At 37.9% G+C, this 25,515-nt stretch carries 26 protein-coding genes; 21 read left to right on the top strand and 5 right to left on the bottom strand.

Features of this window, described 5'->3' with window-relative positions; all coding sequences use genetic code 11:
- Positions 1-59 precede the first annotated feature (59 nt).
- Positions 60-494, bottom strand: a complete 435-nt coding sequence (locus CRO15_RS19455) for a hypothetical protein (RefSeq protein ID WP_133067298.1) — start codon at positions 492-494, stop codon at positions 60-62.
- A 64-nt stretch (positions 495-558) separates the two neighbouring features.
- A complete protein-coding gene (locus CRO15_RS19450) occupies positions 559-918 on the bottom strand; it encodes a DUF6249 domain-containing protein (RefSeq protein ID WP_097047518.1) in 360 nt (119 codons plus the stop codon).
- A 119-nt stretch (positions 919-1,037) separates the two neighbouring features.
- Here CRO15_RS19450 and CRO15_RS19445 point away from each other — a divergent pair, with 119 nt between their 5' ends.
- Positions 1,038-1,619, top strand: a complete 582-nt coding sequence (locus CRO15_RS19445) for an RNA polymerase sigma factor (protein ID WP_097047517.1) — start codon at positions 1,038-1,040, stop codon at positions 1,617-1,619.
- Positions 1,606-2,010 (top strand): hypothetical protein, encoded by a 405-nt coding sequence (locus CRO15_RS19440; protein WP_097047516.1) that lies wholly within the window; start codon positions 1,606-1,608, stop codon positions 2,008-2,010. Before CRO15_RS19445 ends, CRO15_RS19440 begins: the two co-directional genes overlap by 14 nt.
- Positions 2,011-2,066: 56 nt before the next feature.
- Here the strand turns inward: CRO15_RS19440 and htpG are convergent, their stop codons facing one another.
- Positions 2,067-3,953 carry a molecular chaperone HtpG gene (gene htpG / locus CRO15_RS19435; protein WP_097047543.1) on the bottom strand — a complete coding sequence of 629 codons (1,887 nt, stop codon included), beginning with the start codon at positions 3,951-3,953 and terminating at the stop codon, positions 2,067-2,069.
- A gap of 452 nt (positions 3,954-4,405) precedes the next feature.
- Here htpG and CRO15_RS19430 point away from each other — a divergent pair, with 452 nt between their 5' ends.
- Together CRO15_RS19430 and CRO15_RS19425 are read left to right on the top strand one after the other, a co-directional pair.
- Positions 4,406-5,413 carry a 3-oxoacyl-ACP synthase III family protein gene (locus tag CRO15_RS19430; protein WP_097047515.1) on the top strand — a complete coding sequence of 336 codons (1,008 nt, stop codon included), beginning with the start codon at positions 4,406-4,408 and terminating at the stop codon, positions 5,411-5,413.
- A gap of 6 nt (positions 5,414-5,419) precedes the next feature.
- On the top strand, positions 5,420-5,956 hold the full coding sequence (locus tag CRO15_RS19425; RefSeq protein WP_097047514.1) for a pyridoxamine 5'-phosphate oxidase family protein: 537 nt from the start codon (positions 5,420-5,422) through the stop codon (positions 5,954-5,956).
- A 101-nt stretch (positions 5,957-6,057) separates the two neighbouring features.
- On the opposite strand, the gene CRO15_RS19420 is transcribed toward CRO15_RS19425, so the two are convergent.
- The gene (locus CRO15_RS19420) at positions 6,058-8,511 is read right to left on the bottom strand and encodes a TonB-dependent receptor (protein ID WP_097047513.1); all 2,454 of its coding nucleotides are present in this window, start codon (positions 8,509-8,511) and stop codon (positions 6,058-6,060) included.
- A 349-nt stretch (positions 8,512-8,860) separates the two neighbouring features.
- Here CRO15_RS19420 and CRO15_RS19415 point away from each other — a divergent pair, with 349 nt between their 5' ends.
- Complete coding sequence (locus tag CRO15_RS19415) at positions 8,861-9,226, top strand: CoA-binding protein (protein WP_097047512.1); 366 nt, start codon at positions 8,861-8,863, stop codon at positions 9,224-9,226.
- On the opposite strand, the gene CRO15_RS19410 is transcribed toward CRO15_RS19415, so the two are convergent.
- Positions 9,223-10,689 carry a sodium:solute symporter gene (locus CRO15_RS19410; RefSeq protein WP_097047511.1) on the bottom strand — a complete coding sequence of 489 codons (1,467 nt, stop codon included), beginning with the start codon at positions 10,687-10,689 and terminating at the stop codon, positions 9,223-9,225. The two genes, CRO15_RS19415 and CRO15_RS19410, sit on opposite strands and share 4 nt — an antisense overlap.
- Positions 10,690-10,765: 76 nt before the next feature.
- Between CRO15_RS19410 and recR the strand changes: the two genes are divergently transcribed.
- From recR to CRO15_RS19330, 16 genes are all read left to right on the top strand, one after another.
- Entirely contained in the window at positions 10,766-11,386 is a 621-nt protein-coding gene (gene recR / locus CRO15_RS19405; RefSeq protein ID WP_097047510.1) for a recombination mediator RecR, read from the top strand.
- A gap of 90 nt (positions 11,387-11,476) precedes the next feature.
- Positions 11,477-12,835, top strand: a complete 1,359-nt coding sequence (locus tag CRO15_RS19400) for a dihydrolipoamide acetyltransferase family protein (protein ID WP_097047509.1) — start codon at positions 11,477-11,479, stop codon at positions 12,833-12,835.
- 65 nt (positions 12,836-12,900) lie between these two features.
- A complete protein-coding gene (locus CRO15_RS19395) occupies positions 12,901-13,683 on the top strand; it encodes a carboxylesterase family protein (protein ID WP_243397032.1) in 783 nt (260 codons plus the stop codon).
- Between the two features lie 9 nt (positions 13,684-13,692).
- On the top strand, positions 13,693-14,469 hold the full coding sequence (locus CRO15_RS19390) for a 3'-5' exonuclease (RefSeq protein ID WP_097047507.1): 777 nt from the start codon (positions 13,693-13,695) through the stop codon (positions 14,467-14,469).
- 22 nt (positions 14,470-14,491) lie between these two features.
- Positions 14,492-15,103, top strand: a complete 612-nt coding sequence (locus CRO15_RS19385) for a fumarylacetoacetate hydrolase family protein (protein ID WP_097047506.1) — start codon at positions 14,492-14,494, stop codon at positions 15,101-15,103.
- Positions 15,103-15,441, top strand: coding sequence for an Hpt domain-containing protein (locus CRO15_RS19380; protein WP_097047505.1), 339 nt, complete (start codon positions 15,103-15,105; stop codon positions 15,439-15,441). Before CRO15_RS19385 ends, CRO15_RS19380 begins: the two co-directional genes overlap by 1 nt.
- Positions 15,442-16,689, top strand: a complete 1,248-nt coding sequence (locus CRO15_RS19375; protein WP_097047504.1) for a competence/damage-inducible protein A — start codon at positions 15,442-15,444, stop codon at positions 16,687-16,689.
- Between the two features lie 73 nt (positions 16,690-16,762).
- Positions 16,763-16,990 carry a 50S ribosomal protein L28 gene (rpmB, locus tag CRO15_RS19370; RefSeq protein WP_097047503.1) on the top strand — a complete coding sequence of 76 codons (228 nt, stop codon included), beginning with the start codon at positions 16,763-16,765 and terminating at the stop codon, positions 16,988-16,990.
- A 27-nt stretch (positions 16,991-17,017) separates the two neighbouring features.
- A complete protein-coding gene (gene rpmG, locus CRO15_RS19365; RefSeq protein WP_053972430.1) occupies positions 17,018-17,200 on the top strand; it encodes a 50S ribosomal protein L33 in 183 nt (60 codons plus the stop codon).
- Between the two features lie 8 nt (positions 17,201-17,208).
- Entirely contained in the window at positions 17,209-17,361 is a 153-nt protein-coding gene (locus CRO15_RS19360) for a DUF4295 domain-containing protein (RefSeq protein WP_097047502.1), read from the top strand.
- Between the two features lie 144 nt (positions 17,362-17,505).
- Positions 17,506-18,462: a signal recognition particle-docking protein FtsY gene (ftsY, locus tag CRO15_RS19355; protein WP_097047501.1), complete on the top strand. Its 957-nt coding sequence runs from the start codon at positions 17,506-17,508 to the stop codon at positions 18,460-18,462.
- Positions 18,463-18,527: 65 nt separating this feature from the next.
- Complete coding sequence (locus tag CRO15_RS19350) at positions 18,528-19,298, top strand: hypothetical protein (RefSeq protein ID WP_097047500.1); 771 nt, start codon at positions 18,528-18,530, stop codon at positions 19,296-19,298.
- A 10-nt stretch (positions 19,299-19,308) separates the two neighbouring features.
- Positions 19,309-21,450, top strand: a complete 2,142-nt coding sequence (locus CRO15_RS19345) for a GDSL-type esterase/lipase family protein (protein WP_097047499.1) — start codon at positions 19,309-19,311, stop codon at positions 21,448-21,450.
- Between the two features lie 12 nt (positions 21,451-21,462).
- The gene (locus CRO15_RS19340; protein WP_097047498.1) at positions 21,463-22,866 is read left to right on the top strand and encodes a sialate O-acetylesterase; all 1,404 of its coding nucleotides are present in this window, start codon (positions 21,463-21,465) and stop codon (positions 22,864-22,866) included.
- Between the two features lie 61 nt (positions 22,867-22,927).
- Entirely contained in the window at positions 22,928-23,737 is an 810-nt protein-coding gene (locus tag CRO15_RS19335) for a DUF2911 domain-containing protein (protein WP_243397030.1), read from the top strand.
- A 2-nt stretch (positions 23,738-23,739) separates the two neighbouring features.
- Positions 23,740-25,473, top strand: a complete 1,734-nt coding sequence (locus CRO15_RS19330) for an amidase family protein (RefSeq protein ID WP_243397029.1) — start codon at positions 23,740-23,742, stop codon at positions 25,471-25,473.
- Positions 25,474-25,515 lie beyond the last annotated feature (42 nt).

Raw genomic sequence — 25,515 nt, 5'->3', positions numbered from 1 at the left:
AAACCATCGCAGATAGCGATGGTTTATAGTTGTTTTTATGTTCTATAAAAGAAAGGAGGTTAAGATCTTTTATTATGCTTTTTCGTATTATGGTAAGAGGTAATTGAAAAGTGCATTATTCCATGTCTAGTGATTTTTAGCATTATTGTTTCATTGACTTTCCAATATGGTATTTCAATACTTCTTTCATGGTTTATAAGAGTAATGGTTTTATGCCCCAATTTATATTTAAAAGTGGAACTTCCAAATAGTTTGTTACCCAATCTTTTGTCAATTCTGACGGTTGAATCAATTTCTGAAAAATCAAATTGAAAATGGTTTTCCTTTAAAATTGAGATAAGTTCATATCTACTGTCATAATCCTCCAAGAAATTTTGAGCAGTACCATAACCAATAATGGAGTATTGCCCGTTTAGTTTCATTGGCGCAACCTTATCCCTAAAAGAGCAGGAGATGATCGTTGACAAGAATATGAAAATGATTACTAATCTCATTCTTTTAAAGGGATTGTGATTCTTAATTCAGAGGAGGTCAATGTTAAATAGCCAATAGTCTTGTTTACTCTTCTTCCTTATACAACCTTTTGGTCATAAAAAAACCAATGAAGAGCCCTATGCCTGCTGATAGAAATGTTGTTCCTACATAAATTGGTCCGTTGTCCCTATAATCCACATACTCGACTAATAGCGTAGATAGAATTATTCCAAAACCTATCCCCATAAGTAACAAGGATAAATTTAGAATGATAATTTTCCATACGGGCGCAACTTTTTTTCTTTCTCGTTTCCCTCCAATAAAAATACTGGCATCAGCACCTTTGTCAATAAGGGCCATACGCTCTTTATTTCTGGTAGAATAATAGAGGTAGCAGATTCCGAAAATGATTAAAAACAAGGAGATAAATACTAATTCTGGCATTTTTTTACTTTTTTTGATTACACTTAATAAGACGACACCCAACTTGTTGAGGTTACATAAGGATCAATTATTTATAAAATATGTAACCCTTGGCACAAAACTTTCGTCTTATATGCTGAATGAGCACCAATCAAGACCAACGACTTATTAAACTTATATTGGATGGCAATGTGGATGCTTTTGCACAGTTGGTGGAAAAGTATAAGCATATGGTCTATACTATTGCCTTTAGAATGGTAAAAAGACATGAGGACGCTGAAGAGGTTTCTCAAGATGTTTTTCTGAATGTCCATAAGAATTTAAGGAAGTTCAAGAAACAGTCCAAGTTCTCGTCGTGGTTGTATAGGATAGCTTACAATAGGGCGTTGGATCATTTAAAGAGCAATCGAAATTCAATAATGGTTGCAATGGACTCTTATGAAAAGAGCAACGAACCATTGGATGATGAAATAATAAGAGGTTTTGAATTGGAAGATAGAAAAATGGTCGTTAAAGATGCTTTACGGCAATTATCGCCCCAAGATAATGCCTTGATGGTATTCTTTTATTTTGAAGAACTATCTTTAAAGGAGATTTCAAAAATTACGGAAATAAAAGAGAATGCGATAAAAGTACGTTTGTACAGGAGTCGGCAACGTTTGGCTGAAATTTTATCTAAAAAAATGACTACGGAAACGATCAAGTGTTATGGGAAAAGATAAGAAAACAAGCTTGGAAGATTGGATTGAAGAAGGGATCAAGGAGGTTGGGCTGGAAAGTCCATCAGATGACTTTACCCATCAAATACTGTCAAAACTTCCGAAGAAAGAAATACAATCACCTCAGATTGTTTATAGACCACTAATTACCAAAAGAGGCTGGGCATTGGTTGTCTGTTCCGTAATAGTGGTTTTTGCATTGTCCTTTTATAGTGGAAGAGACAGAGTAAATGAAGAAGAGACTATTTTGAACAAAGTATTCGATTCAATTTCCATTGATTTTTTCTCTGGAATCCATTTTTCCGATACCGTGGTTATTGGAAGCGTACTTTTAGCCATTTTTTCTTGTATCCAGATCATGACCTTGAAACGATTCATGGAAAGACAGCTATAAACCAATAAAAAAAACCGCAATACTATTGCGGCTTTTTTTAGAATGTGTATCTCGATTTATTTGATCATATCGTAGCTACGTGCAATAAAATTGGTCAATTCTTCACCTTTCAACAGTCCTTTGGACAATCTTGCCAAATCCAGGGATTGATTAATCAATCTTTCCCTCTTTTTAGCAGTTTTTGTGTTAAGGATTTCGCTAACCAATTCATGATTGGTATTTACGATGAGGTTATACATTTCCGGCATATTGCCCATGCCAAACATTCCTCCACCTCCAGTTTGCTGCATTTCTTTCATTCTGCGCATGAACTCTGGTTCAGTAATAATAAATGGTGATGCAGAACTGTCCATGGATTCCATTTGAATGGTGTATCCTTTTTCCTTGATTACTTCTTCAAGCTCACCTTTTAACTTTTCCTTCTCTTCATCTGAAAGTTTGGAAATTGCTGTGTCCTCTTTTTTAATGAGATTATCCAAATGATCCGCATCTACTCTGACAAAAGACAGATTTTCTTTAGAAGTTTCCAGTTTTTGCATTAAATGCGATATAATTGGAGAGTCCATCAAAAGTATTTCATAACCTTTGGTCCTGGCGGCTTCAATATAACTGTGCTGTGCTTCTTTATCCGAAGCATAAAGAATCACCAATTTATCATCCTTGTCTGTCTGATTGTCCTTTATCTTAGCTTCCAGTTCTTCAAAAGTGAAGAATTTTTCATCTACAGTAGGGTAGAGTGCAAATTTTTCTGCTTTTTCAAAGAATTTCTCTTCGGAAAGCATACCATATTCAATAACCACTTTAATGTCGTTCCATTTCTGTTCAAAATCTTCACGATTGTTTTTGAACAGGGAATTTAACTTGTCCGCAACTTTTCTGCTGATGTAAGATGATATTTTCTTTACAGCCCCATCTGCCTGCAGGTAAGATCTTGAAACGTTCAATGGAATGTCAGGAGAGTCGATAACTCCGCGCAACATGGTCAAGAACTCAGGTACAATACCTTCAACATTATCAGTAACAAAAACCTGGTTCTGGTATAGTTGGATTCTATCTTTTTGAACATTAAGATCGTTGGTCAGTTTTGGAAAATATAGGATACCCGTTAAGTTAAAAGGGTAATCCACATTCAAATGTATATTGAACAACGGTTCTTCAAACTGCATGGGGTAGAGTTCCCTATAAAACTCTTTGTAATCTACCTCCTTTAAATCCGCTGGTTGCTTTGTCCAAGCTGGTGTAGGGTTGTTTATGATGTCATCTACTTCCTGAGTGGGTGCAGGATCTTCTTCTTTAGCTCCTTCTGATTTTGGAAGTGTCTCCGTCTTTGTGCCAAATTTTATGGGAATGGGCATGAATTTGTTGTACTTTTTCAACAATTCACGGATTTTTCCATCTTCTAAAAATTCTGTGGAATCTTCGGCAACGTGAAGTACAATTTCAGTTCCCCGGTCCTTTTTCTTTGCCTCTTTCAAGGTAAATTTAGGAGATCCATCACATGACCAATGAACAGCCGGTTCGTCCTTAAAACTCTTTGTGATGATCTCTACCTTATCTGCAACCATAAATGCAGAATAGAAGCCAAGTCCAAAATGCCCTATAATACCAGCATCCTTTTCTGCGTCCTTGTATTTGTCCAAAAACTCCTCCGCCCCAGAAAAAGCCACTTCATTTATATACTTTTTCACTTCATCCTCGGTCATTCCAATTCCTTGATCTGTGATATGGATACGTTTTTTATCCTTGTCAATCTTCACTTCGATCATTGGATTTCCGTATTCCACTTTGGCTTCGCCAATAGAGGTCAGGTGCTTTAACTTTAGTGTGGCATCAGTAGCATTGGATATAAGTTCTCTTAGAAAAATTTCATGATCACTGTATAGAAATTTTTTAATTAAGGGAAATATGTTTTCTACTGAAACATTGATTTTACCTGTAGCCATTGTTAAATAGTTTTCTTTGATTTTTATGATGAATGGCAAAAAAAATACCATAGTGGTTAATATGACAAACTGACACTGCAAGGAATCTTTTGATGGATATATATAATTTTAACATAATTTTGTTTAAGTTTTATATATAAATATTAAACAAAATTGCTATTTTAGCATTGTTGTGGAAAGATTGCTATGAAAAAGTCAAGCTGCAACAAGTTTGTTTATTTATTGGTTAGGTTGTTGAGAACGCACTTTCATTGAAAGTGCGTTCCCTATTTAAAATGTTTTGAGAAATGATGTTTGCTGTTTCTCGATACATATCTAAGACTGACGATGCAAATCGTTTTAATGGGCACATGAGCTATTTTTTCCATTATATCCACAGTTCTATGAATATATTTTTTACTTTTCCATTAACTAGCCTGTAGTTTTTAATTAATTATATAAGCATTCAAAATATGTACAATTCAAAAATATCTGGACTTGGTTTTTATGTTCCTGAAAATGTTGTGACCAATGATGATCTGTCTAAAGTAATGGAAACCAGTGATGAATGGATTCAGGAGCGGACTGGAATAAAGGAAAGAAGACACGTGGTAAAAGGAACGGATACAACCACATCTATGGGGGTGAAAGCTGCCAAAATTGCCATTGAGCGTGCCGGTATAGATAAGGATGATATTGATTTTATCGTCTTTGCCACCTTAAGTCCTGATTATTACTTTCCTGGACCTGGTGTACTTGTTCAACGTGATTTAGGCATAAAGACAGTGGGTGCCTTAGATGTTAGAAACCAGTGTTCAGGGTTTGTATACGGAGTATCAGTTGCGGACCAATATATTAAAAGTGGTATGTACAAAAATGTATTGGTCATTGGTTCTGAACTGCACTCACATGGTTTGGATATGACAACCAGAGGTAGGGGAGTGTCAGTAATTTTTGGAGATGGAGCTGGCGCAGCTGTATTGACACGGGAAGAGGATACTTCAAAAGGAATTTTATCAACACATCTTCATTCAGAAGGGCAACATGCAGAAGAGCTGTCATTGATTGCTCCTGGCATGGGAAAAAGATGGGTTACCGATATCATTGAGGATGAAAACCCTGAAGATACTTCATACTTTCCTTATATGAATGGGCAGTTTGTGTTTAAAAATGCAGTGGTCAGGTTCAGTGAGGTAATTATGGAGGGTTTACAGGTTAATAACATGGGCCCACAGGATATAGATATGTTGATTCCTCACCAAGCCAATTTGAGAATTTCGCAGTTTGTTCAAAAGAAGTTTGGTCTTTCTAATGACCAGGTCTTCAATAATATCATGAATTATGGAAATACTACGGCAGCATCAATTCCTATTGCGCTGACAGAGGCCTGGGAACAGGATAAAATTAAAAAAGGAGATGTAGTGGTTTTAGCTGCTTTTGGAAGTGGTTTTACCTGGGGCAGTGCAATTATCAAATGGTAATTCTATATGGGTAGAAAACTTGTTGCATTGAATGAGACCCTTATCGATTTCATAAAGAATCAAAAACTTTTCTTTGTAGCCACTGCCATGGAGAATGGTTCTGTTAACTTATCCCCAAAGGGATTGGATTCCTTACGGGTTTTGGACAACAATAGGGTAGTTTGGTTGAATTTGACCGGTAGTGGCAACGAGACTGCTGCTCATTTAAGCAAGACCAATCGTATTACCATAATGTTCTGCGCGTTTGATGGACCTCCCTTGATATTGAGATTGTATGGCAAAGCAACTGTGCACCATACCGATTCTTCTTTTTGGAGGGAACATGTAAATCTTTTTCCAGACATAGCAGGTGGCAGACAGTTAATAGATGTTGAGATTGATTTGGTTCAAACATCTTGCGGAATGGGTGTGCCTATGATGGAGTATAAAAATCAAAGGGAATCACTTATTGACTGGGCAGAGAAACAAGGTGAGGATGGATTGAAAAAGTATTGGGAAAAGAAAAATACTACTAGTTTTGATGGTCACTCTATAGATTTTTGACCAAAAAGTAAAACCCGGCTCTCATAAAGAGCCGGGTTTTTAATTGATAAACCTTGAAAGACTAACCAACCAACACGCTTTCAAGGAAAATCAAATCTTGTCTATAAGATTCCACCTCCGGACTGCTTGGTGTTACTATCTCTTCTTTTACGTTGTTTAGCTCTGTATTTACCACCACCAAAGCGATAGTTGAGGCCTACATAAAGATTGTTGCTTTCCCAATTAAAATCGCCTTCTTGTACATATGGACGTTCACCATTGAAATCAAACTGCATGGTGTTGAAGATATCATTATAATTGATGCTTATTGTTCCCTTGCCCTGTGCAAAACTGTATCGGGCTCCAAGGTTTACAAAATACATGGGATTGATTTTGAACTGTAGCGTTCTATTTTCACCGCGATAAAAACCAAATGCCTGTAAGGTAAGTTTTTTGGTTACCGTAAAGCTATTGTTCAATCTTAAATTCCAGGCGGTATTGTCCACTTCTACTTCCTCAACAACAATATCATTTTCGGTAGGGTTTGGACTGTTGCCACTTAAACTTTCCGTAATTCCTCTTTGTGTTTGGGAATAGAAGTCAAAACTTCCATTGATGCTCCACCATTTAACGGGTTTGTAATTAGTGGAAAGCTCAAAACCATAAGCAGAAGTGTTATCAAAATTATCAAATGTTAAGATCAACTTGTTAAAATCCAGTCTATCCACGTAAACGGCCCGGTTTATTTCATCAGAGATGGTTCTATAGAAAATGCCAGAGGTTATGCTTCCATTTTTAATTCTTCTGGTATAGTTTACTTCATATGAGTTGGTGAACTGAGGCTCCAGACTTGGATTTCCAAAGGAAGATATTAAAGGAGTGGCCCATTCCCTAATTGGGTTTACTTGGCCTAAGCCAGGTCTGTCTACACGTCTGCTATAACTTGTTTGAAACTGGTCCTTCTCGTTTGGACTATATGTAACAAAAGCAGAAGGATATATTTCGGTATAGTTGTCGGTAAAGGCGTTGGTCCCATTAGCATCTGCTTTCACTTCAACATCTTCAATTCTAGCCCCTACTTGATATGACCATTTTTCCCTGGTTTGTCCAAAAGTTGCATAGGCAGAATAGATATCCATATTATACAAGAAATTGGTGCTTGGTGTTGGAATCAGATTTCCTTCTGAATTGAAAGATTGACCAGTAGATGAATAATCCACATCTGTCTCAAAATTTCTGGACTCCAGACCTACTTCCAATTTAGAAATACTGTCCAAAGGATTAACGTAATCCAAGTTAGCGATGGTTTGTGTACGGTCTGTATCCACAAAATCCATATAATCAGGGAACAACGAAGCTCCTGTGGTTCTAAAATCAGCATCTTGACCACTATCAAACCTGTTGTAGTCAACTTCCAGTTCTATATTGTGTCCTTCTTTGTTGAAATCTAATTTATAGTCAAAATTGTACTGTTCACTGGTATTTTCACTAACATCTCTAAAAATCTGAGTTAAGTTTCGGGATGGGTCGTTATTGTAGGTGACAGCTGTATTCCCTTCTCCTTTTCCATCAAATATGTTCTGATTTGTAAATACGGAAATGGTGTTTTTATCATTTAAATAAAAGTCTACCCCAACCTTGTACAAATGCGATTTGTTGTTATTGAAGAAATCAAACAATTGAAGTGAGTTTTCATCAATTCTTGAAATATTACCGTTGTTTACATATTTACCAGTGTTATTACCATAATTACCATAAAAATTGAACTTTCCATTCCTATAGTTTAAATCTATTGAAGAGTTGAATTTTGCTTCAACACCTTTGGTAAGACCAGTGGTTATGCTTCCGTTAAATCCAATATTGGCATTCTTGTGCAAAACAATATTGATAATACCACTCATACCTTCTGGATTGTATTTGGCAGATGGGTTGGTGATCAACTCTATTGATTTTATAGAGGTCGATGGTATTTGACGGAGTAACTGTGCTACTGGAACATTGGAAAGCTTACCGTCTACCATTACCCTTACATTTGAGTTTCCTCGCATGGTAATATCACCGGTTTGCGAATCCACGTTGACTGATGGGATATTGTTCATAATGTCCGATGCCGTGGCTCCCGCAGTTGTTAAGTCTTTTCCAACATTGATTACCTTTCTGTCTACACGTTGTTCTATAGTGGTGCGTTCGGCAACCACTTCAACTTCATCAAGTTCTGCGGTTTCCTCAGTTAGTGTAATGGTGCCCACATTTACTTTTCTATTCTTTTTGGTAATGACCAGTTTTTGTGAGTGGGTCTTATAACCTATAAACTGTACTTCTAAGATAAAAGAACCTTCAGGGAGCTTTTTAACTTCAAAACTACCGTCTTCATTTGTGATTCCACCCGTTATGGTCTCGCTGCCATCTTCAGATTTGACCACAATGGCTGCATAAGCTACAGGTTGGTTAAGGCTATTGTCCACAACAATTCCCGAAATGGAACCTATTGGAGGTTCCGAATTGTTGTTTGCCGATAGATTAATGGAATAAAAACCGCATATAAGCAGTGTAAAAAGTAGTGTAACCCTTTTCATGAGTTTGTTTGTTTTTGATTGATTGATAGTGTCTACAAGACGACATTTGATAAAAGATGTTACACCTAAACATAAGTTTAACATTTTTTAACAATGGAAAGGTCTATAATTGCTTGTAAGGGTTTTCGTCTTAACCGTACAAAAAAGTGAAATCAATTGAAAAAGAGAAACCCTGGCTTCCAATAAATATTGAAACACCAGGGTCTTTTACATTGATAAGCTATACTAAACACTAACCATTAACTATAAAAAATACAGTCTTACCAATGATATATTTTATACGTACAATAGACGAGTTTTTTTTTGATTAGTTACAATCTTTGAATTAGTTTAACATATAAATTAACAAATGTTTAAAACACTTGTTTTTGGAGCATCATTAAATCCAAGTAGATATAGCAATCTGGCAATCCATCGTTTGGTTGACAATAACGTGGAAACAGTGGCCTTTGGAGCAAGAGAGGGAACTGTTTCTGGAGTGCAAGTTAAGGTTAAGTTAGATGATTTTCAAAATATTGACACCATTACTTTGTACCTAAACCCGGTTAGGCAACAAGAATACTACCAAAAAATACTTGGTATAAAACCAAAAAGGGTGATTTTTAATCCAGGAACAGAAAACCCTGAGTTTTATCAAATGCTTCGCGAAGCTGGAATCGAAGTAGAGGTAGCTTGTACCCTAGTATTATTGGCCACAGGGCAATACAAAAATTAATCAGTTTTCTTACCACGAATGAGCCATAGTCCAAAGAATGTCAATAATCCATTTAATGGCAATAATTCATAACCTACAACATATCCACCTAAATAGGAAGATGGAATATTGGCGATTGTAGCAATTATGACTACAGATAATATGGTTACAATCCATACATATTTATCCTTAACCGCATGTTTTGTGAAAATTCCAAAGGCAAAAAGCCCTAATAAAGGACCATAGGTATATCCTGCAACAATCAAAAGACTATCAATAACGTTTCTGCTCAGAATATATTTAAAAGCGATAATTACCAAGATCAGCATCACACTCATTGCAATATGGGTGCGCTTTCTTATCTTTTTCTGCTCAGCCTCTTCCCTTTTTTCAACATTCAAGAAATCAACACAAAAAGATGTGGTCAATGAAGTTAGTGCACTATCAGCGCTACTATAGGCAGCTGCTATTAAGCCTAACATAAATGTTATGGCCAATGGTAACCCTAGACCTCCGTTTAGTGCAACTTCTGGAAATAGCAAGTCCGTTTTTGGTTCCCCGTCCATAAGTGGAATGGAGATTCCGTTTTTACTTGAAAAAATATAGAGCAAAGCTCCCAACAGCATAAAAAGAAAGGTAACCCCAACCAAAACAAAACTAAAGGACACCATATTTTTTTGAGCATCCTTCAGTGATTTGCAAGTGAGGTTTTTTTGCATCATATCTTGATCTAAACCAGTCATACAAATGGTCACGAACATTCCTCCAACAAAGGATTTTATAAAATGATTACGATCTAAAAAACTTTCTGTAAAAAGAAATCTGTTATAGGTTTTTAACTCTTCGGAAGCTAAAAATTCTCCAAAGCTCCAGTCTAACTCCTGATTGATTAAAATAATGGATAGAATTACCGCAAGAATCATAAATAACGTTTGCAAAGTATCCGTCCAGACAATGGTCTTTATTCCTCCTCGGTTAGTATAGATCCAAATTAGAAGTATCGAAATAATCACGGTAAATTCGAACCGTACCCCTAAATCATCAAAAACAAATTGCTGTAAAACTATGGCCACCAAATATAATCTGAACGCAGCGCCCAAAACACGGGATATAAAAAAGAAAAACGCCCCGGTTTTATGGCTTACAGCTCCAAAACGTTCTAAAAGATATTCATAAATGGAAGTAAGATTTAGTTTATAATACAAAGGCAATAACACAAAGGCAACCACAAAATATCCAAATAAGTAACCCAAGACCACCTGCATATAACTAAACTGTGAAGCTTCTACCCATCCTGGAACAGAAATAAATGTGACGCCAGAAAGAGAGGCGCCAACCATACCAAAGGCCACTAAATACCATGGTGATTGTTTGCCCGCTTTAAAAAAATCTGAATTAGAATCGTTTTTTCCTGTGAAATAAGAAATAATCATCAGTACAATGAAGTAGGCTCCAATGAGCAATAGAATCTGTGTTGCGGACATATATGGAATTTGATTTGCAAAGTACAAAAGTAAATTGGTAACTGTAAAATTGTAATTTTGTTTGAGAATAAGAAATATGGAATTTTCATCAAAGCTTTTGGAAAATGCGGTTTATGAAATGTCCCAGCTCCCAGGTATAGGTAAGCGGACAGCGTTGAGGTTGGTACTGCATCTTCTAAAGCAACCAGAAGAAAGAACCAATTTACTGTCCGAAGCTATAACCAAACTGCGTAGTGAGGTTAATTTTTGCAAAAGCTGCCATAATATTTCAGATACTGAGGTTTGTGAAATTTGTGCCAACCCCAAGAGAGATGAAACAATAGTATGTGTGGTGGAAGACATAAGAGACGTTATGGCCATTGAAAATACATCTCAATTTAATGGATTGTATCATGTACTGGGAGGTAAAATATCACCCATGGAAGGTGTTGGTCCGCAAGACTTGAATATTGTTTCTTTGATTCAGCGTGTAAAGGAAAAAGAGGTCAAAGAATTGATTTTTGCATTAAGCTCAACAATGGAAGGCGATACGACCAACTTTTATATCTACAGGCAATTGGAAGGCTTAAATGTTACCACTTCTACCATTGCCAGAGGTATCTCGGTAGGAGATGAATTGGAATACGCCGATGAGGTCACTTTGGGTAGGAGTATCCTGAACAGGGTTCCTTTTGAAAACTCCATAAAGGCAAGTTAGAAGAGAAATAATACATATAAATTAATAAAAAGTGGATTTCTTTAGTATTTTTGCAAAATATAAGTCGATATCACTTCGTTAAATAAGAATATGTCAAAATTTGAATTGAAATTACCGCAAATGGGAGAAAGTGTTGCTGAGGCAACATTGACCACTTGGTTAAAGGAAATAGGAGATACCATAGAATTGGACGAAGCAGTTTTTGAAATTGCAACGGACAAAGTGGATTCTGAGGTTCCTAGTGAGGTGGAAGGCGTATTGCTAGAAAGACGATTTAACGTTGATGATGTCATAAAAGTGGGGGAGGTAGTTGCGGTAATACAAACGGATGGTTCTGCCGAAGTCAGTTCAAATGGCGCTGACTCTGTTGAAGCGGTTGAGGATGTTGTGGAAGCTCCGGTAGCTGAAATAGAATCCCAAATCGCCCAACTAAAAGAAACAATTGCTCCTCCAGTACAAGATTTTTCAAGCTCCGAGCGCTTTTACTCTCCGTTGGTGAAGAATATTGCAAAAGAAGAAGGAATTTCTATGGATGAGCTTGAGGCTATTGTAGGGACAGGTAAAGAAGGTAGGGTCACTAAAAATGATATCAAAGCATTTTTGGAAAATCGCTCCAAAAATGGAAGCACATCAATACAGGTAGCACCTGTAACTACTGAAGCACCAACAACCAATGTTAAGGCTGAAACTCCAAAACAACCTACACAACAATTAAAAGCTGCTCCTGTTCCAGTATCAGATGGAGATGAAATTATTCCATTGACCCGAATGGGTAAATTGATTGCCCAGCATATGGTGGATAGCATATCTACCTCTGCACATGTGCAAAGTTTTGTTGAGGTGGATGTGACCAATGTGGTTAATTGGAGAAATAAACATAAAAAGGCCTTTGAAGAAAGAGAAGGGGAGAAGTTGACCTTTACCCCAATATTCATGGAGGCCGTAGCCGTAGCTTTAAAAAAGTACCCCATGATCAATATTTCGTTGGATGGGGACAAGGTGATAAAAAAGAAAAATATAAATCTAGGAATGGCAGCTGCACTTCCAGATGGGAACCTTATCGTTCCTGTAATTAAGAATGCAGATCAGCTAAACTTGGTCGGTATGGCCAAGACTGTGAATGATCTTGCAAATAGGGCAAGAAATAATGCATTGAAGCCAGATGAGATAAAAGACGGTACATATACAGTTACCAATGTAGGTTCCTTCGGAAGTATTTTTGGAACCCCAATCATAAATCAGCCACAAGTAGGTATTTTGGCATTGGGAGCTATTAGAAAAATACCTTCGGTCATAGAAACAGATCAAGGAGAATACATAGGGATCCGAAGTAAAATGTTTCTTTCCCATAGCTATGACCACAGAGTGGTCAATGGTGCTTTGGGGGGAATGTTTGTAAAAACCGTGGCAGATTATCTTGAAGCCTGGGATATTAATAGAGAAATCTAACATTAAAATCACTTTTATTCTTTCCACTATTCTTAATTTAGAGGTCTAATCAAATTCATCAGTTCATGAAGTTTTTAGCCTCTTGGGGTGTAAGCCTTTTATTATTGTCTTGTACAAATATGAAGGGACAGGACCTTTCCGCGTATCAGAAAAAAGTTTTTGAAAAAAACGGGCAAACAATGCCTTATCGAATTTTGCTGCCCAAAGACTATGATTCTTCCCAAAAGTATCCCTTACTACTTTTTTTGCATGGTTCTGGAGAAAGAGGAGATAATAACAAGTCCCAACTGGTTCACGGATCTAGTTTGTTTTTGAAAGATGAGGTAAGGGAAAAGTATAAAGCAATAGTTGTTTTTCCACAATGTGCGGCAAATAGCTCTTGGGCTAAGGTAGATTCTGAAGGAAGGTATCCTAATAGAGAGTTCATTTTTTACGAAGACCCTGAGCCTACTAAAGATATGATTTTGTTGGAAAACCTTTTAAAGAACCTTAAGCAGAGTTATAAGGTCGATGAAAATAGAATCTATGTAGGAGGACTTTCCATGGGAGGTATGGGGACTTTTGAACTTGTAAGACGAAACCCTAAAATGTTTGCAGCAGCTTTTCCCATTTGCGGAGGAGCAAACCCTTTAATTAGCAAAAAACTAGCTAAACCCGATTGGTGGGTATTTCATGGTGATGAGGACCAAGTAGTTCCCGAGAAGTATTCTGCTGGTATGGTGAAAGCAATGAAAAAAATAGATATCGATGTAAAATATTCCGTTTATCCAGGTATTGGCCATAACAGTTGGGACAATGCATTTGCCGAACCGGAATTATTGGCATGGGTATTCTCCAAATCAAGATAAAATAAACCTATGCAATTACAACTTAGCAAGCCCATTTGTTTTTTCGATTTAGAAACTACGGGAACCAATGTGGCCAAAGATAGAATTGTTGAAATCTCAATTCTTAAAATTTTTCCCAACGGAAACAAAGAAAGCAAAACATGGCTGGTAAACCCAGAGATGCCTATTCCGCCAGTCGTTGTTGCCGTGCATGGTATTTCTGATGACAAGGTGGCCAATGAGCCAACCTTTAAGCAGCTATCCAAAGAAATCTATAAAATGATAAAGGATAGTGACTTGGCAGGATTTAACTCTGATAGGTTTGATATACCACTTTTGGCAGAAGAAATGTTACGCGCAGAAGTTGATTTTGATATGAAAAACATGGTTTCTGTGGATGTGCAGACCATCTTCCATAAAATGGAGAAGCGAACATTGGGTGCAGCATATAAATTTTATTGCGATAAAAACCTTGATGACGCCCATAGTGCCGAAGCAGATACTCTGGCTACCTACGAAGTATTATTGGCGCAATTGGATAGATACCCAGAGTTGGAGAACAACGTTAAAAAACTATCAGAGTTCACTACCCGAAAACAATCATTGGATTTTGCAGGATTTATAGGTTTGGATGAGAATAAACAACCTATCTTTTCCTTTGGCAAGCACAAGGGCAAAACTGTAGATGAAGTTATGGAGGCAGAACCTGGTTATTTTGGTTGGATTTTAAATGCAGATTTTCCTCTGTATACCAAGAAAGTGCTTACCCAAATTAAACTCAGCAAGTTGAACAATAAGCTGTCTTAGAAGAAAAATTAAATATTGCACTATGAAACTGATATGTATCGGCAGAAACTATGCTGCCCATATTGAAGAGTTGGAAAATGAACGCCCAACGGAACCTGTTGTTTTTATAAAGCCAGATTCGGCCATTTTGCCTAAAGAACAAGATTTTTATATCCCAAAGTTTTCGGAAGAAATACATTATGAAGTTGAGGTATTGGTCAAGATCAAAAAAGTGGGCAAACACATTTCTGAACAATTCGCACACAAATATTATGATGAAATAGGATTGGGAATAGACTTCACGGCAAGAGACCTTCAATCTAAACTCAAAGCCAAAGGATTGCCTTGGGAAAAAGCTAAGGGATTTGACGGCTCAGCCGTTGTTGGTAAGTGGACTTCCAAAGATATGTACGAAAGCGTTGACAAACTGGGGTTTTCCTTGTTAAAAAATGAGGAAAATGTGCAAAATGGCAATACTTCCTTGATGCTGTGGAAGATAGACGAACTTATTTCCTATGTTTCGACCTATTTTACCCTTAAAAAGGGCGATATTCTGTTCACAGGGACTCCTGCCGGGGTTGGTAAAGTAAGTCCAAATGATTACCTTTCTGGTATACTCGAAGGAGAGCAGCTATTTGAAATTAATGTGAGATAATGATTTACAACCTCGACAAGATAAATGAAATGGCGGAAGGAGACCAAGATTTCATAACCTCTGTTGTTTCTGTATTTTTGGAAGAAGTCCCTGCAGATTTGGAAGACTTGGAAAAAGCCATCAATGAAAGGGATTATGAAAACGTGTACAAGTTGGCCCATAAAATAAAACCAAATGTGGATTTATTGGGAATGGAACAGACCCGGGCTACAGCACTTGAGATAGAAACATTAGGGAAGAGTTCTACCAGCATGGAGGAAATTGAACAGAAATTCCCTTTGCTAAAAAAAGATGTTCTACAAGTGATATCCGAATTACAAAAAGACTTCAATTTATAAATGCAAGCCGAAATCATCACCATTGGGGATGAAATTCTCATTGGGCAGATTGTGGATTCCAATTCTGCGTTTATTTCCAAAGAACTTAACAAGATTGGCGTTTCGGTCTATCAGATTACCTCTATACAGGATGACAGCGACCATATTTTGGATGCTTTGGCGACTGCAGGAAAACGGTCATCCGTAGTTATAATTACTGGTGGATTGGGTCCAACCAAAGATGATGTCACTAAACATACTTTGTGTCAGTTTTTTGATGATAAGCTGGTTCAAGATGATGCTGTGTTAGAGCATATTGAAGAACTATTTAAAAAGTACATTTCAACTCCTATTTCAGATTTGAACCGAAAACAAGCACTGGTGCCTTCAAAGGCGACGGTTTTGCACAACGCTAATGGAACCGCACCAGGACTTTGGATGAAAAAAGGCGATACAGCATATGTTTCCTTGCCGGGCGTACCTTTTGAGATGAAGTATCTAATTCAAGATCAGGTATTGCCAAAAATTATAAGCGAATATGACCGCCCGCATATTTTTCATAGGACTATAATGACCTATGGAATGGGAGAAAGTGCCATAGCGGATAAAATTGAAAACTGGGAAGATAATCTTCCGAGCTTTGTTAAGCTAGCCTATCTTCCCAATTTAGGACGTGTTAGATTGAGACTTACTGCCAAGGGAGCAGATAAACAAAGTTTAGTAGATGCGGTGGAAACAGAAATAAAAAAACTGTATAAGCTGATTGGAGATATTATCTACGGAGAAGAGGAAGAAGGAACGATAGAAAACCAAGTTGGTAAGTTACTGGTTCAAAAAAATATGTCATTGGCTACCGCAGAAAGCTTCACTGGAGGCAAGATTGCTGAGCAAATCACGGCTATTCCAGGAGCATCAACTTATTTTAAAGGAAGTATAGTCAGTTACGCGACTGAGGCTAAAATCGAACTATTGGAAGTTCCTGAAAATTTGATTACCGAGCATTCAGTTGTAAGTGAAGAAGTAGCCAAGGCCATGGCCAAGAACGTAAAGTGTAAGTTGGATACGGATTTTTCAATTGCAACAACAGGTAATGCAGGTCCAACAAAAGGCGATTCTAATGCTGATGTTGGAACAGTATATATTGCCATTAGTACTCCAAAGCGTACATTTGCCCAGAAATTCACTATGGGAAATAGCAGGGAACGCATAGTACAAAGGTCCGTGAATAAGGCATTTGAACTCTTATTAAAAGAAATTTTAAATTTCTAAAAAAGAATTTTGTGCGTCCCATTAAAATGCTATAAATTTGCAGCCTCAATAAAATCACTCAAAAGTTAGGGAGATGTCCAAAATTTGTGAAGTTACAGGAAAAAAGGTAATGTTTGGAAACAACGTTTCCTTTTCTATTAATAAAACCAAGAGGAGATTCGATGTAAATATCTCTAAAAAGAGATTTTATATTCCAGAAGAAGATCGTTGGGTGACTCTTAATGTTTCCTCAAGAGGATTGAAGATCATCAATAAAAAAGGAATCTCTGCTGTTTTAAAGGAAATCAATTCCAAGAAATAGGTAGAATAAGATTTTAAGTACGATACAATGGCAAAGAAGGGAAATAGAATTCAAGTTATTTTAGAGTGTACAGAGCACAAGGAGTCTGGTATGCCAGGTACTTCAAGGTACATTACCACTAAGAATAAGAAAAACACGCCAGATAGAATGGAGATTAAGAAATTCAATCCTATTCTTAAGCGTATGACCATTCACAAAGAAATAAAATAAATTAGGCCATGGCAAAGAAGACGGTAGCAACACTTCAAGGAAGTTCAAAAAGATTGACAAAGGCCATCAAAATGGTAAAATCTCCTAAAACAGGAGCTTATACATTTGTAGAGTCGGTAATGTCACCAGAATTGGTAAACGATTGGTTAAATAAGAAATAACCAATCCTTCTTATAAAAAATTGAAAGCCGCTCTAAAGCGGCTTTTTTTGTTTTAAAATTTAATCTTTTTGAAGGGTAAACTGAAATTGGATTTAACAAAACTCCCCTTACTTTCCTATCTTTGGCCATTGATGATGAATGCATATGAGTCTTTTTAAAAAAATATTTTCTTCAGATAAAAAGGAGACCTTGGATAAAGGTCTCGAAAAGTCAAAAACCAGTTTTTTTGGCAAATTGAGCAAAGCTGTTGCCGGTAAATCCAAAGTGGATGATGAGGTTTTGGATAACTTGGAGGAAGTTTTGGTTACCTCCGACGTTGGTGTGGATACCACTCTTAAAATTATTGAGCGTATAGAAGAACGTGTATCCACAGATAAGTACATGGGCACGGAAGAGCTCAATACCATTTTAAGGGAGGAGATTGCCGGATTACTTTCTGAAACCCATGTTGGTGAAGATTCAGAGTTTACCGTTCCTACAGATAAAAAACCTTATGTAATTATGGTGGTTGGCGTTAATGGTGTAGGTAAGACCACTACCATTGGAAAATTGGCCAACCAATTCAAAAATCAAGGTTTAAAAGTGGTTTTGGGAGCAGGGGATACGTTTAGGGCTGCAGCCATTGATCAGTTGGAAGTTTGGGCCAAGCGTGTGGATGTTCCTATTATAAAACAAAAAATGGGAAGCGACCCCGCTTCTGTTGCCTTCGATACCCTAAATTCAGCCGTGGCGGATAATGCCGATGTGGTTTTAATTGATACAGCAGGTAGATTGCACAACAAAGTAAACTTGATGAATGAGCTTTCCAAGGTAAAAAGGGTAATGCAAAAAGTAGTTCCAGATGCTCCACATGATGTATTATTGGTTTTGGATGGTTCCACGGGGCAAAATGCCTTTGAGCAAGCTAAACAATTTACCAAGGCAACCGAAGTAACCAGCTTAGCAGTGACCAAATTGGACGGTACTGCTAAAGGTGGGGTGGTCATTGGAATCTCTGACCAATTTCAGATACCGGTAAAGTATATTGGAGTTGGTGAAGGTATCGAAGACCTTCAGGTCTTCAATAAGTATGAATTTGTCGATTCTTTCTTCAAAATCTAGCAATAAGGCAAACCTATTCTAGATAGCCAAATATTTCCTAAATTTAGTCGACCTAGAACTAAATCATGGGAAGAATGCATTTGTTCGAATTTGAAGACCAAAAATGGTTTCCTGGTTTTCTACGCGATTATGGTACCGATTTCCTTCAATTTTTATCCAATAAGACTAAACTCTACAAGCCAGTTATCCCTATACTAGAAAAGGGCCTCAATGCTGACGGAACAAATACAATTGTGGATTTGGGCTCAGGTGGGGGAGGTGGATTACTTTGGTTGAATTCCGAACTGAAGAAAACCAATCCTGATCTAAAAATTATTCTGACAGATTATTATCCCAACCTAAAAGCCTTTGAATACACTAAAGAACAGGCGGATAATTTTGAATTCATAACGACATCCATTGATGCTAAGAAAGTACCAGAAAGTCTAAAGGGCTTTAGAACGCAGTTTTTGTCCCTACATCATTTTAAACCACAGGATGCCAAACAGATATTACAAAATGCTGTTGACACTAAAAGCGTTATTGGCATTTTTGAGGCACAGGAAAGAAGTGTGCCAAGTATCTTGGCCATGCTTTTTTCGCCTATTTCTGTTTTATTGACTACTCTTTTTATAAGGCCTTTTAAGGTAGGTAGACTAATTTTTACGTATCTAATTCCTATTGTTCCATTGTTTGTACTCTGGGATGGTGTGGTTTCGTCATTGCGCACTTACTCTGTCAACGAAATGAATGCATTGGTCAACGAACTGGAAAACAAAGACACCTATGATTGGGAAACTGAACGAGTGAAATCTGGTCCTGGTGTGGTGTTATACCTTTTGGGGACTCCAAAATAGAAAATCAACAATGAGAAAATACAGCATCCTGTTTATCCTTGCCATAACAATTTGTGGTTGTAATGGGAAGAAAAAATCACAAATTCAAGAAAAGGAGATTGTAAAGATAGCTTGTGTGGGAAATAGCATTACTTATGGTGCTGGAATGGCAGACCGGGAAAACAATGCTTATCCTGCTCAGCTACAAAATATGTTGGGTGATGCTTATGAGGTTAAAAACTTCGGGGTCAATGGAAGAACATTGCTCAAAAATGGAGACTTTCCCTATTGGGAAACCGAACAATATCAGGAAGCATTGAGTTACAACCCGGATATTGTATTTATAAAGCTTGGAACCAATGATGCAAAGCAACAAAACAGAGTTCATATGGGTGAATTTGAATCTAACTACAAATCACTCATTGCGTCTTTCAGAAATAAAAATGAAAAAGCCAGAATTGTATTGTTGTTACCTGTTCCTTCTTATTCAAATGATAGTACTGGTATTTGGAATCCAATCATCAAAGATGAAATCACACCCATAACCCAAAAGGTGGCGTATGACTTAAATTTGGAAACCATTGATTTGTACCAATTGTTTGTAGGTAACCCAGGTTTAATGCCTGATGAAATACATCCTTCTTCCCTAGGAGCTACAATAATGGCCAAGCGGGCTTACGAAGCGGTAAAACAACTCCCGGATACCTTTAATTTGATACAAACACTGCAGGTTAAAGATGCCCAAAAGTCAAATTTTCATGGTTTTGCCCAATATGATTTTGAGCTTGAGGGGCTTCAACTTAAAATTGTTCAACCCAAAAGAACTTTGGAAGATAAACCTTGGGTTTGGAGGGCGCGCTTTTTTGGACATGAACCCCAGACCGATGTAGCGCTGTTGGAAAGGGGTTATCATATAGTTTACTGCGAGGTTGGGACCTATTTTGGCAATCCTGAAGCAGTGAAACGTTGGAACAAATGTTACGATATCATGACAAAGGCAGGCCTAAGCCAAAAACCTGCTTTGGAAGGAATGAGCAGGGGAGGTTTGATTGTGTATAATTGGGCTGCACAAAACTTGGATAAAGTGGCCTGTATTTATGCAGATGCTCCAGTTTTGGATGCTCAAAGCTGGCCTGGAGGATTTGGCGTAGGTAAGGGTAGTTCAACGGATTGGGAGCAGGCCAAAATGAGATATGGATTGAATTCTGACACACTTCGAGCTGATTTTAAAGGATGGCCCATTAGCAAAGCTGAACTCTTTGCTAAATCTGGCATTCCAATGCTCCATGTGTGTGGAGAAGCTGATGAGGTGGTTCCTGTGGATGAAAATACGCGACTGTTTGCAAAGAAAATTGAAGAGCTTGGAGGAAATATCAAAACGATTTACAAAAATGGTGTTGGACACCATCCACATAGCTTGCAAAACCCAACCCCCATTGTCAATTTTATTTTACGAGCTACTGGTCAAAAAACCAATTTTGCTACAATTCCGGCTCCGGGTTCAGAATATCGCTCCGGTGCGGGATGGATAGAGGGAAGGGGTTGGTGGTCCCAGGCCAAACAAATTGATTCTTTATGCCAAGCTTCTGGTGACGTAGATTTATTGTTGATTGGCAACTCCATAACCCAAGGTTGGGGTGGCCCTCGAAGTTGGGTTACATACAAACCAGGGCAGCTAGCTGCTGAAGCACATTTTAAAGGCATAAAATGGATTGGAGCCGGAATTTCTGGAGACCGAACTCAACACATAGCCTGGCGATTGGAAAAAGGAAAATATGAAACCTGCAAACCTAAAATAGTTAGCTTGGCCATTGGGGTGAATAATTTTCCAGAGGACTCTGTTGATGAGATTGTAGAAGGACTTAAAAAAACATTGGAAATAACGGAGAAAAAGTTTCCAAAATCAACCATACTTTTCTTTGGTCCACTTCCTACCGGATTGGATCCAACATCCGATAGGCGGGAAAAGTATAGAAAAATCCATGCCAAGCTTGGAAGATTTAAATATCCCAGGAACATACAATATCATAATTTGGAACAGTATTTCAGCAATGAAGATGGAACCCTTAAAAATGAGGACTTCAGTAACGATGGAATTCATCTTCAACCCAAAGGTTATGAAACATGGGCCATGTATATTCGAAAACAATTTGATAAAATCAACCAACCATAAAAACACAATGAAATGAAAAAATTACTCTTTTTAATACTTGTATTGCTGTTCAACTTCAGTTTTGCCAAAATATGGACACCCACAATTCTATCGGATAACATGGTACTGCAACAGCAATCTGAGGCAACCATCTGGGGATGGACAACGGCTACCAGTGAAACCATTACAATTATCGGTTCATGGAATAATGTTGAGGTTACAACCAAAGCTCATCAAGGTATCTGGTCTGTACAAGTGCCTACTCCAGTTGCTGGAGGGCCATACACAGTGACCATTAAGGGACACGAAGAAATTACATTTTCCAATGTTATGATAGGTGAGGTTTGGATTGCTTCAGGCCAATCCAACATGCAATGGACGCCTAATATGGGATTGGACAATGTAGAGGAAGAAATAAAAAATGCAAACTATGCTGATATCCGTTTCTTTCAGGTGCCGCAACGTAAGTCTTCCACTCCTCAAGATGATACTCCAGGCGAATGGGTCTCTTGTTCTTCAGAAACCATGCAGAACTTTAGTTCCGTCGCCTATTTCTTTGGGAGAAAACTGTATAAAAATCTATCTGTACCTATAGGTCTGATAAGCTCTAATTGGGGAGGCACCCCGGTAGAGGTTTGGATACCTGAAGCTTTGATAGAAGATGATAGTGAACTTAAAGCTGCGGCTCAACAAATTTCTGAATATGAATGGTGGCCTCATCTGCCGGGAGCAACATACAATGGGATGATCCATCCATTGTTGAACTTTAATATAGCTGGGGCAATTTGGTATCAAGGAGAATCAAACCGGGCCAATGAGAAGTCTTATTATAAATCTTTTCCCTTGCTAATTAAAACCTGGAGAAATCTTTGGAAGAAAGATTTTCCGTTTTACTTTGCTCAGATTGCCCCGTACGATTATGAAAAAGACAAAAAAGATATCAAAGCTGCCGTGGTACGCGATGCCCAATTGTACACCATGCTGAATGTGCCAAATACGGGAATGGCTGTCACCAACGACATCGGCAACTTAAAAAATATTCACCCTACCAATAAACAAGAAGTTGGTAGACGATTGGCCCTTTGGGCCTTGGCCAAAACTTATGGCGTAAAAGATGTGGTATATAGTGGGCCTGTGTACAAGAGCATGGAAATCAAAAGGAATAAAATTATCCTGTCTTTTGACTATGCTAAAGATGGTTTAAAAATGGAAGGAAAAACATTGAAAGAATTCCAAATAGCTGGTGTGGACAAACAATTTGTTGAAGCAAAAGCTAGAATTAAAGGAAACCAGATTGAAGTATACGCTAAAGAAGTGAAAGAACCTGTGGCGGTAAGATTTGCTTTTTATGATAAAGCGCTTCCAAATCTTGTCAATAGCGCCGGATTGCCAGCTTCTGCCTTTCGGACAGATGATTGGGAGATAGAGATTGATTAAAAATGACATTATGATGTTTCGCGTCCTGTTTTTCGTCGTTCTCTTTAGTTATGTGCAAAGCATGGCTCAGATTAATCATCCTAAAGCAAGTCCATTTTCTGAGGTTGAGCAAGAGGTTGGTTTGTCTAAAATAACCGTGAAGTATTCACGCCCTGCAACAAAAGGGCGGAAAATTTTTGGTGGACTTGTGCCGTTCGGCAGAATTTGGAGGGTTGGCGCAAATGAGAGTACCAAAATCAAGGTCGATTCAGACATGAAAGTGATAGGGAATACCTTACCAAAAGGTACTTATGCCCTTTATGCTTTTCCAGAGAAAGAATTTTGGCAGGTGGTTTTTCATACCAATACCGAACATTGGGGAGATGGCAGAAAAAACTACAATCCTAAAGAGGATTTGTTTCGTATTTCGGTTATGCCTCAAGAATTACCATATCATCAAGAGAATTTTTTAATCACTTTTGATTCTATTACCCACAATACGGCCAATATGAAATTGATTTGGGCCAATACCATGGCAACCGTTCCTTTTGAAGTGGATACCCATGACCAAATGAAAAAAGAAATTGTCAAACAGCTAGCGGAAAATCCCACAGCACAAACGTATTATGAGGCGGCTCGCTATTTGCAGGAACAGGGGGTTGATTATACAATAGCATTGGATTATTTGAACAAAGCCTTGGAGTTGGGCGGGGACACTTATTATTCTCATAGGGTAAAATCTTTGGTGGAAGAAAAGCTTGGGGATTATGGGTCTGCAGTCAAATCTGCAGAAAAATCATTGAAAATAGCGGATTCCCTTGGAAAAGACGAGTTCGTGCGAATGAACCAGAAAAATATTGATGCCTGGAAACAACTGGTAAAACAGAAATAATTATGGGAAGAAATACCAATGGAATAGCTTTAAGTTTATTACTACTGTTTTTCATGTTGCAATCCTGTCAATTTTTGGAAAAGAAAGATGCAAAGGATAAAACTGAGGAGTCTCCTGTACTAGTTGATGTTGAAGAAATTGAGGAAATTGAAAAAGAACAACCACTTTGGATTCCTTACAATGATTCAGCGGAAGTTGCTGAGAATGCCAATCATGAACAGGAGCGAATGCGGTACAAGTTTATTCAGTCCAAAGTGTTGGATAAGAATGAAGTTTTTACGCCTTTATATGCTGAGGTTGCCAAATTTCCAAAGGAAACTTATAAAATGATGAAACCCTTGGTTTTGGAGCAGGATATCCCGACCATTCAAAAACATATTTCAAGTGGAAGATTCACTTATGTTGATTTGGTTCTTTTTTATTTACATCGTATTTATAAATATGAATTGCCCAATGGAACTACACTCAATACAATAATAGCCTTGAACCCAACTATATTGGATAAAGCAAAAAGGTTGGATGCCAATTCCGATGGCCATCATCCCATTTACGGGATGCCCATACTGTTAAAAGACAATATTGGCGTTGTAGGAATGAATACAACGGCCGGGGCGATTGCCTTTCAAGACAATCGGACAGACGATGCCTTTATAGTAAACCAACTAAAAACGAATGGCGCTCTTATTTTGGGAAAAGTAAATCTTAGCGAATGGGCAAATTTTATTTGTGATTGTCCAAACGGACAAAGTGCAGTGGGAGGTCAAACGTTGAACCCGTATGGTCGTCGCGTTTTTGATACAGGAGGCTCAAGCGCGGGCAGTGGAACTTCGGTAGCTGCAAATTATGCCGTTGCAGCGGTGGGTACGGAGACCTCAGGTTCTATTTTGTCGCCATCTGGTCAAAACTCCGTAGTAGGTATGAAACCTACCGTTGGTCTTTTAAGTCGGACGGGAATCGTTCCTATTTCCAGCACGCTGGATACCCCTGGCCCTATGACCAAAAATGTAATTGACAATGGGATTTTGTTGGATGCCATGCGTGGTTTTGACGAGTCTGATGATAAATCGGTGCAGGCAGATTGGCCAGAGAAATGGTATGCAGAAGAATCTACGCTTAAGGGCAAGAGGTTTGGAGCTTTCAAAAACTATATAAAAAGCGATTCCATTTATGTTCAAACCATGGAGAAATTGAAAGCAGCTGGTGCTACCATTATTGAATTTGAACCACCAGAAGTGAAATTTGAAGGCTTTCTTTCCATTTTGAACATTGATATGAAAAACGACCTGCCTGACTATATTGAAACCCAGATAAAGAATAAGGGTTCTCTTCATCTTAAAACTGTGCAAGATATGGCGGAATTCAATCTGCAAGATAGTTTGAAGCGAATTCCATACGGGCAAGCCCGTTTTGATGGTATTTTAAACGACACTACATCTGCGGAGGGGCTTAAAAGCATCAAAAAAACATTGAAAACCAACGGCCGAACCTATTTTGATATTCCCATGCGAGAACATCGATTGGATGCGGTTTTATCCATCAATAACTATGATGCTGGAGCTGCAGCCGTAGCAGAATATCCCGCCTTAACCATTCCAATGGGGTACAAAGATTCGGGAGAACCTGTTAATTTGACTTTTATTGCAAAGCAATACCAAGAAGGAAAATTATACACTCTTGGGGCTGCTTTTGAAGCCTTGGTCAAAGCACGCAAAATTCCTGAAACCTATAAGGATTGACCTGATAGTTTTAATGGGATTAACTTTTGTACTTTTGCACCC

Origin of the sequence: Flagellimonas pacifica (genome assembly GCF_900215465.1) — a bacterium.
GTDB lineage: Bacteria > Bacteroidota > Bacteroidia > Flavobacteriales > Flavobacteriaceae > Flagellimonas > Flagellimonas pacifica.
Note: the sequence above shows the minus strand (reverse complement) of the source record. Positions and strands in the feature narration are given on the sequence as shown.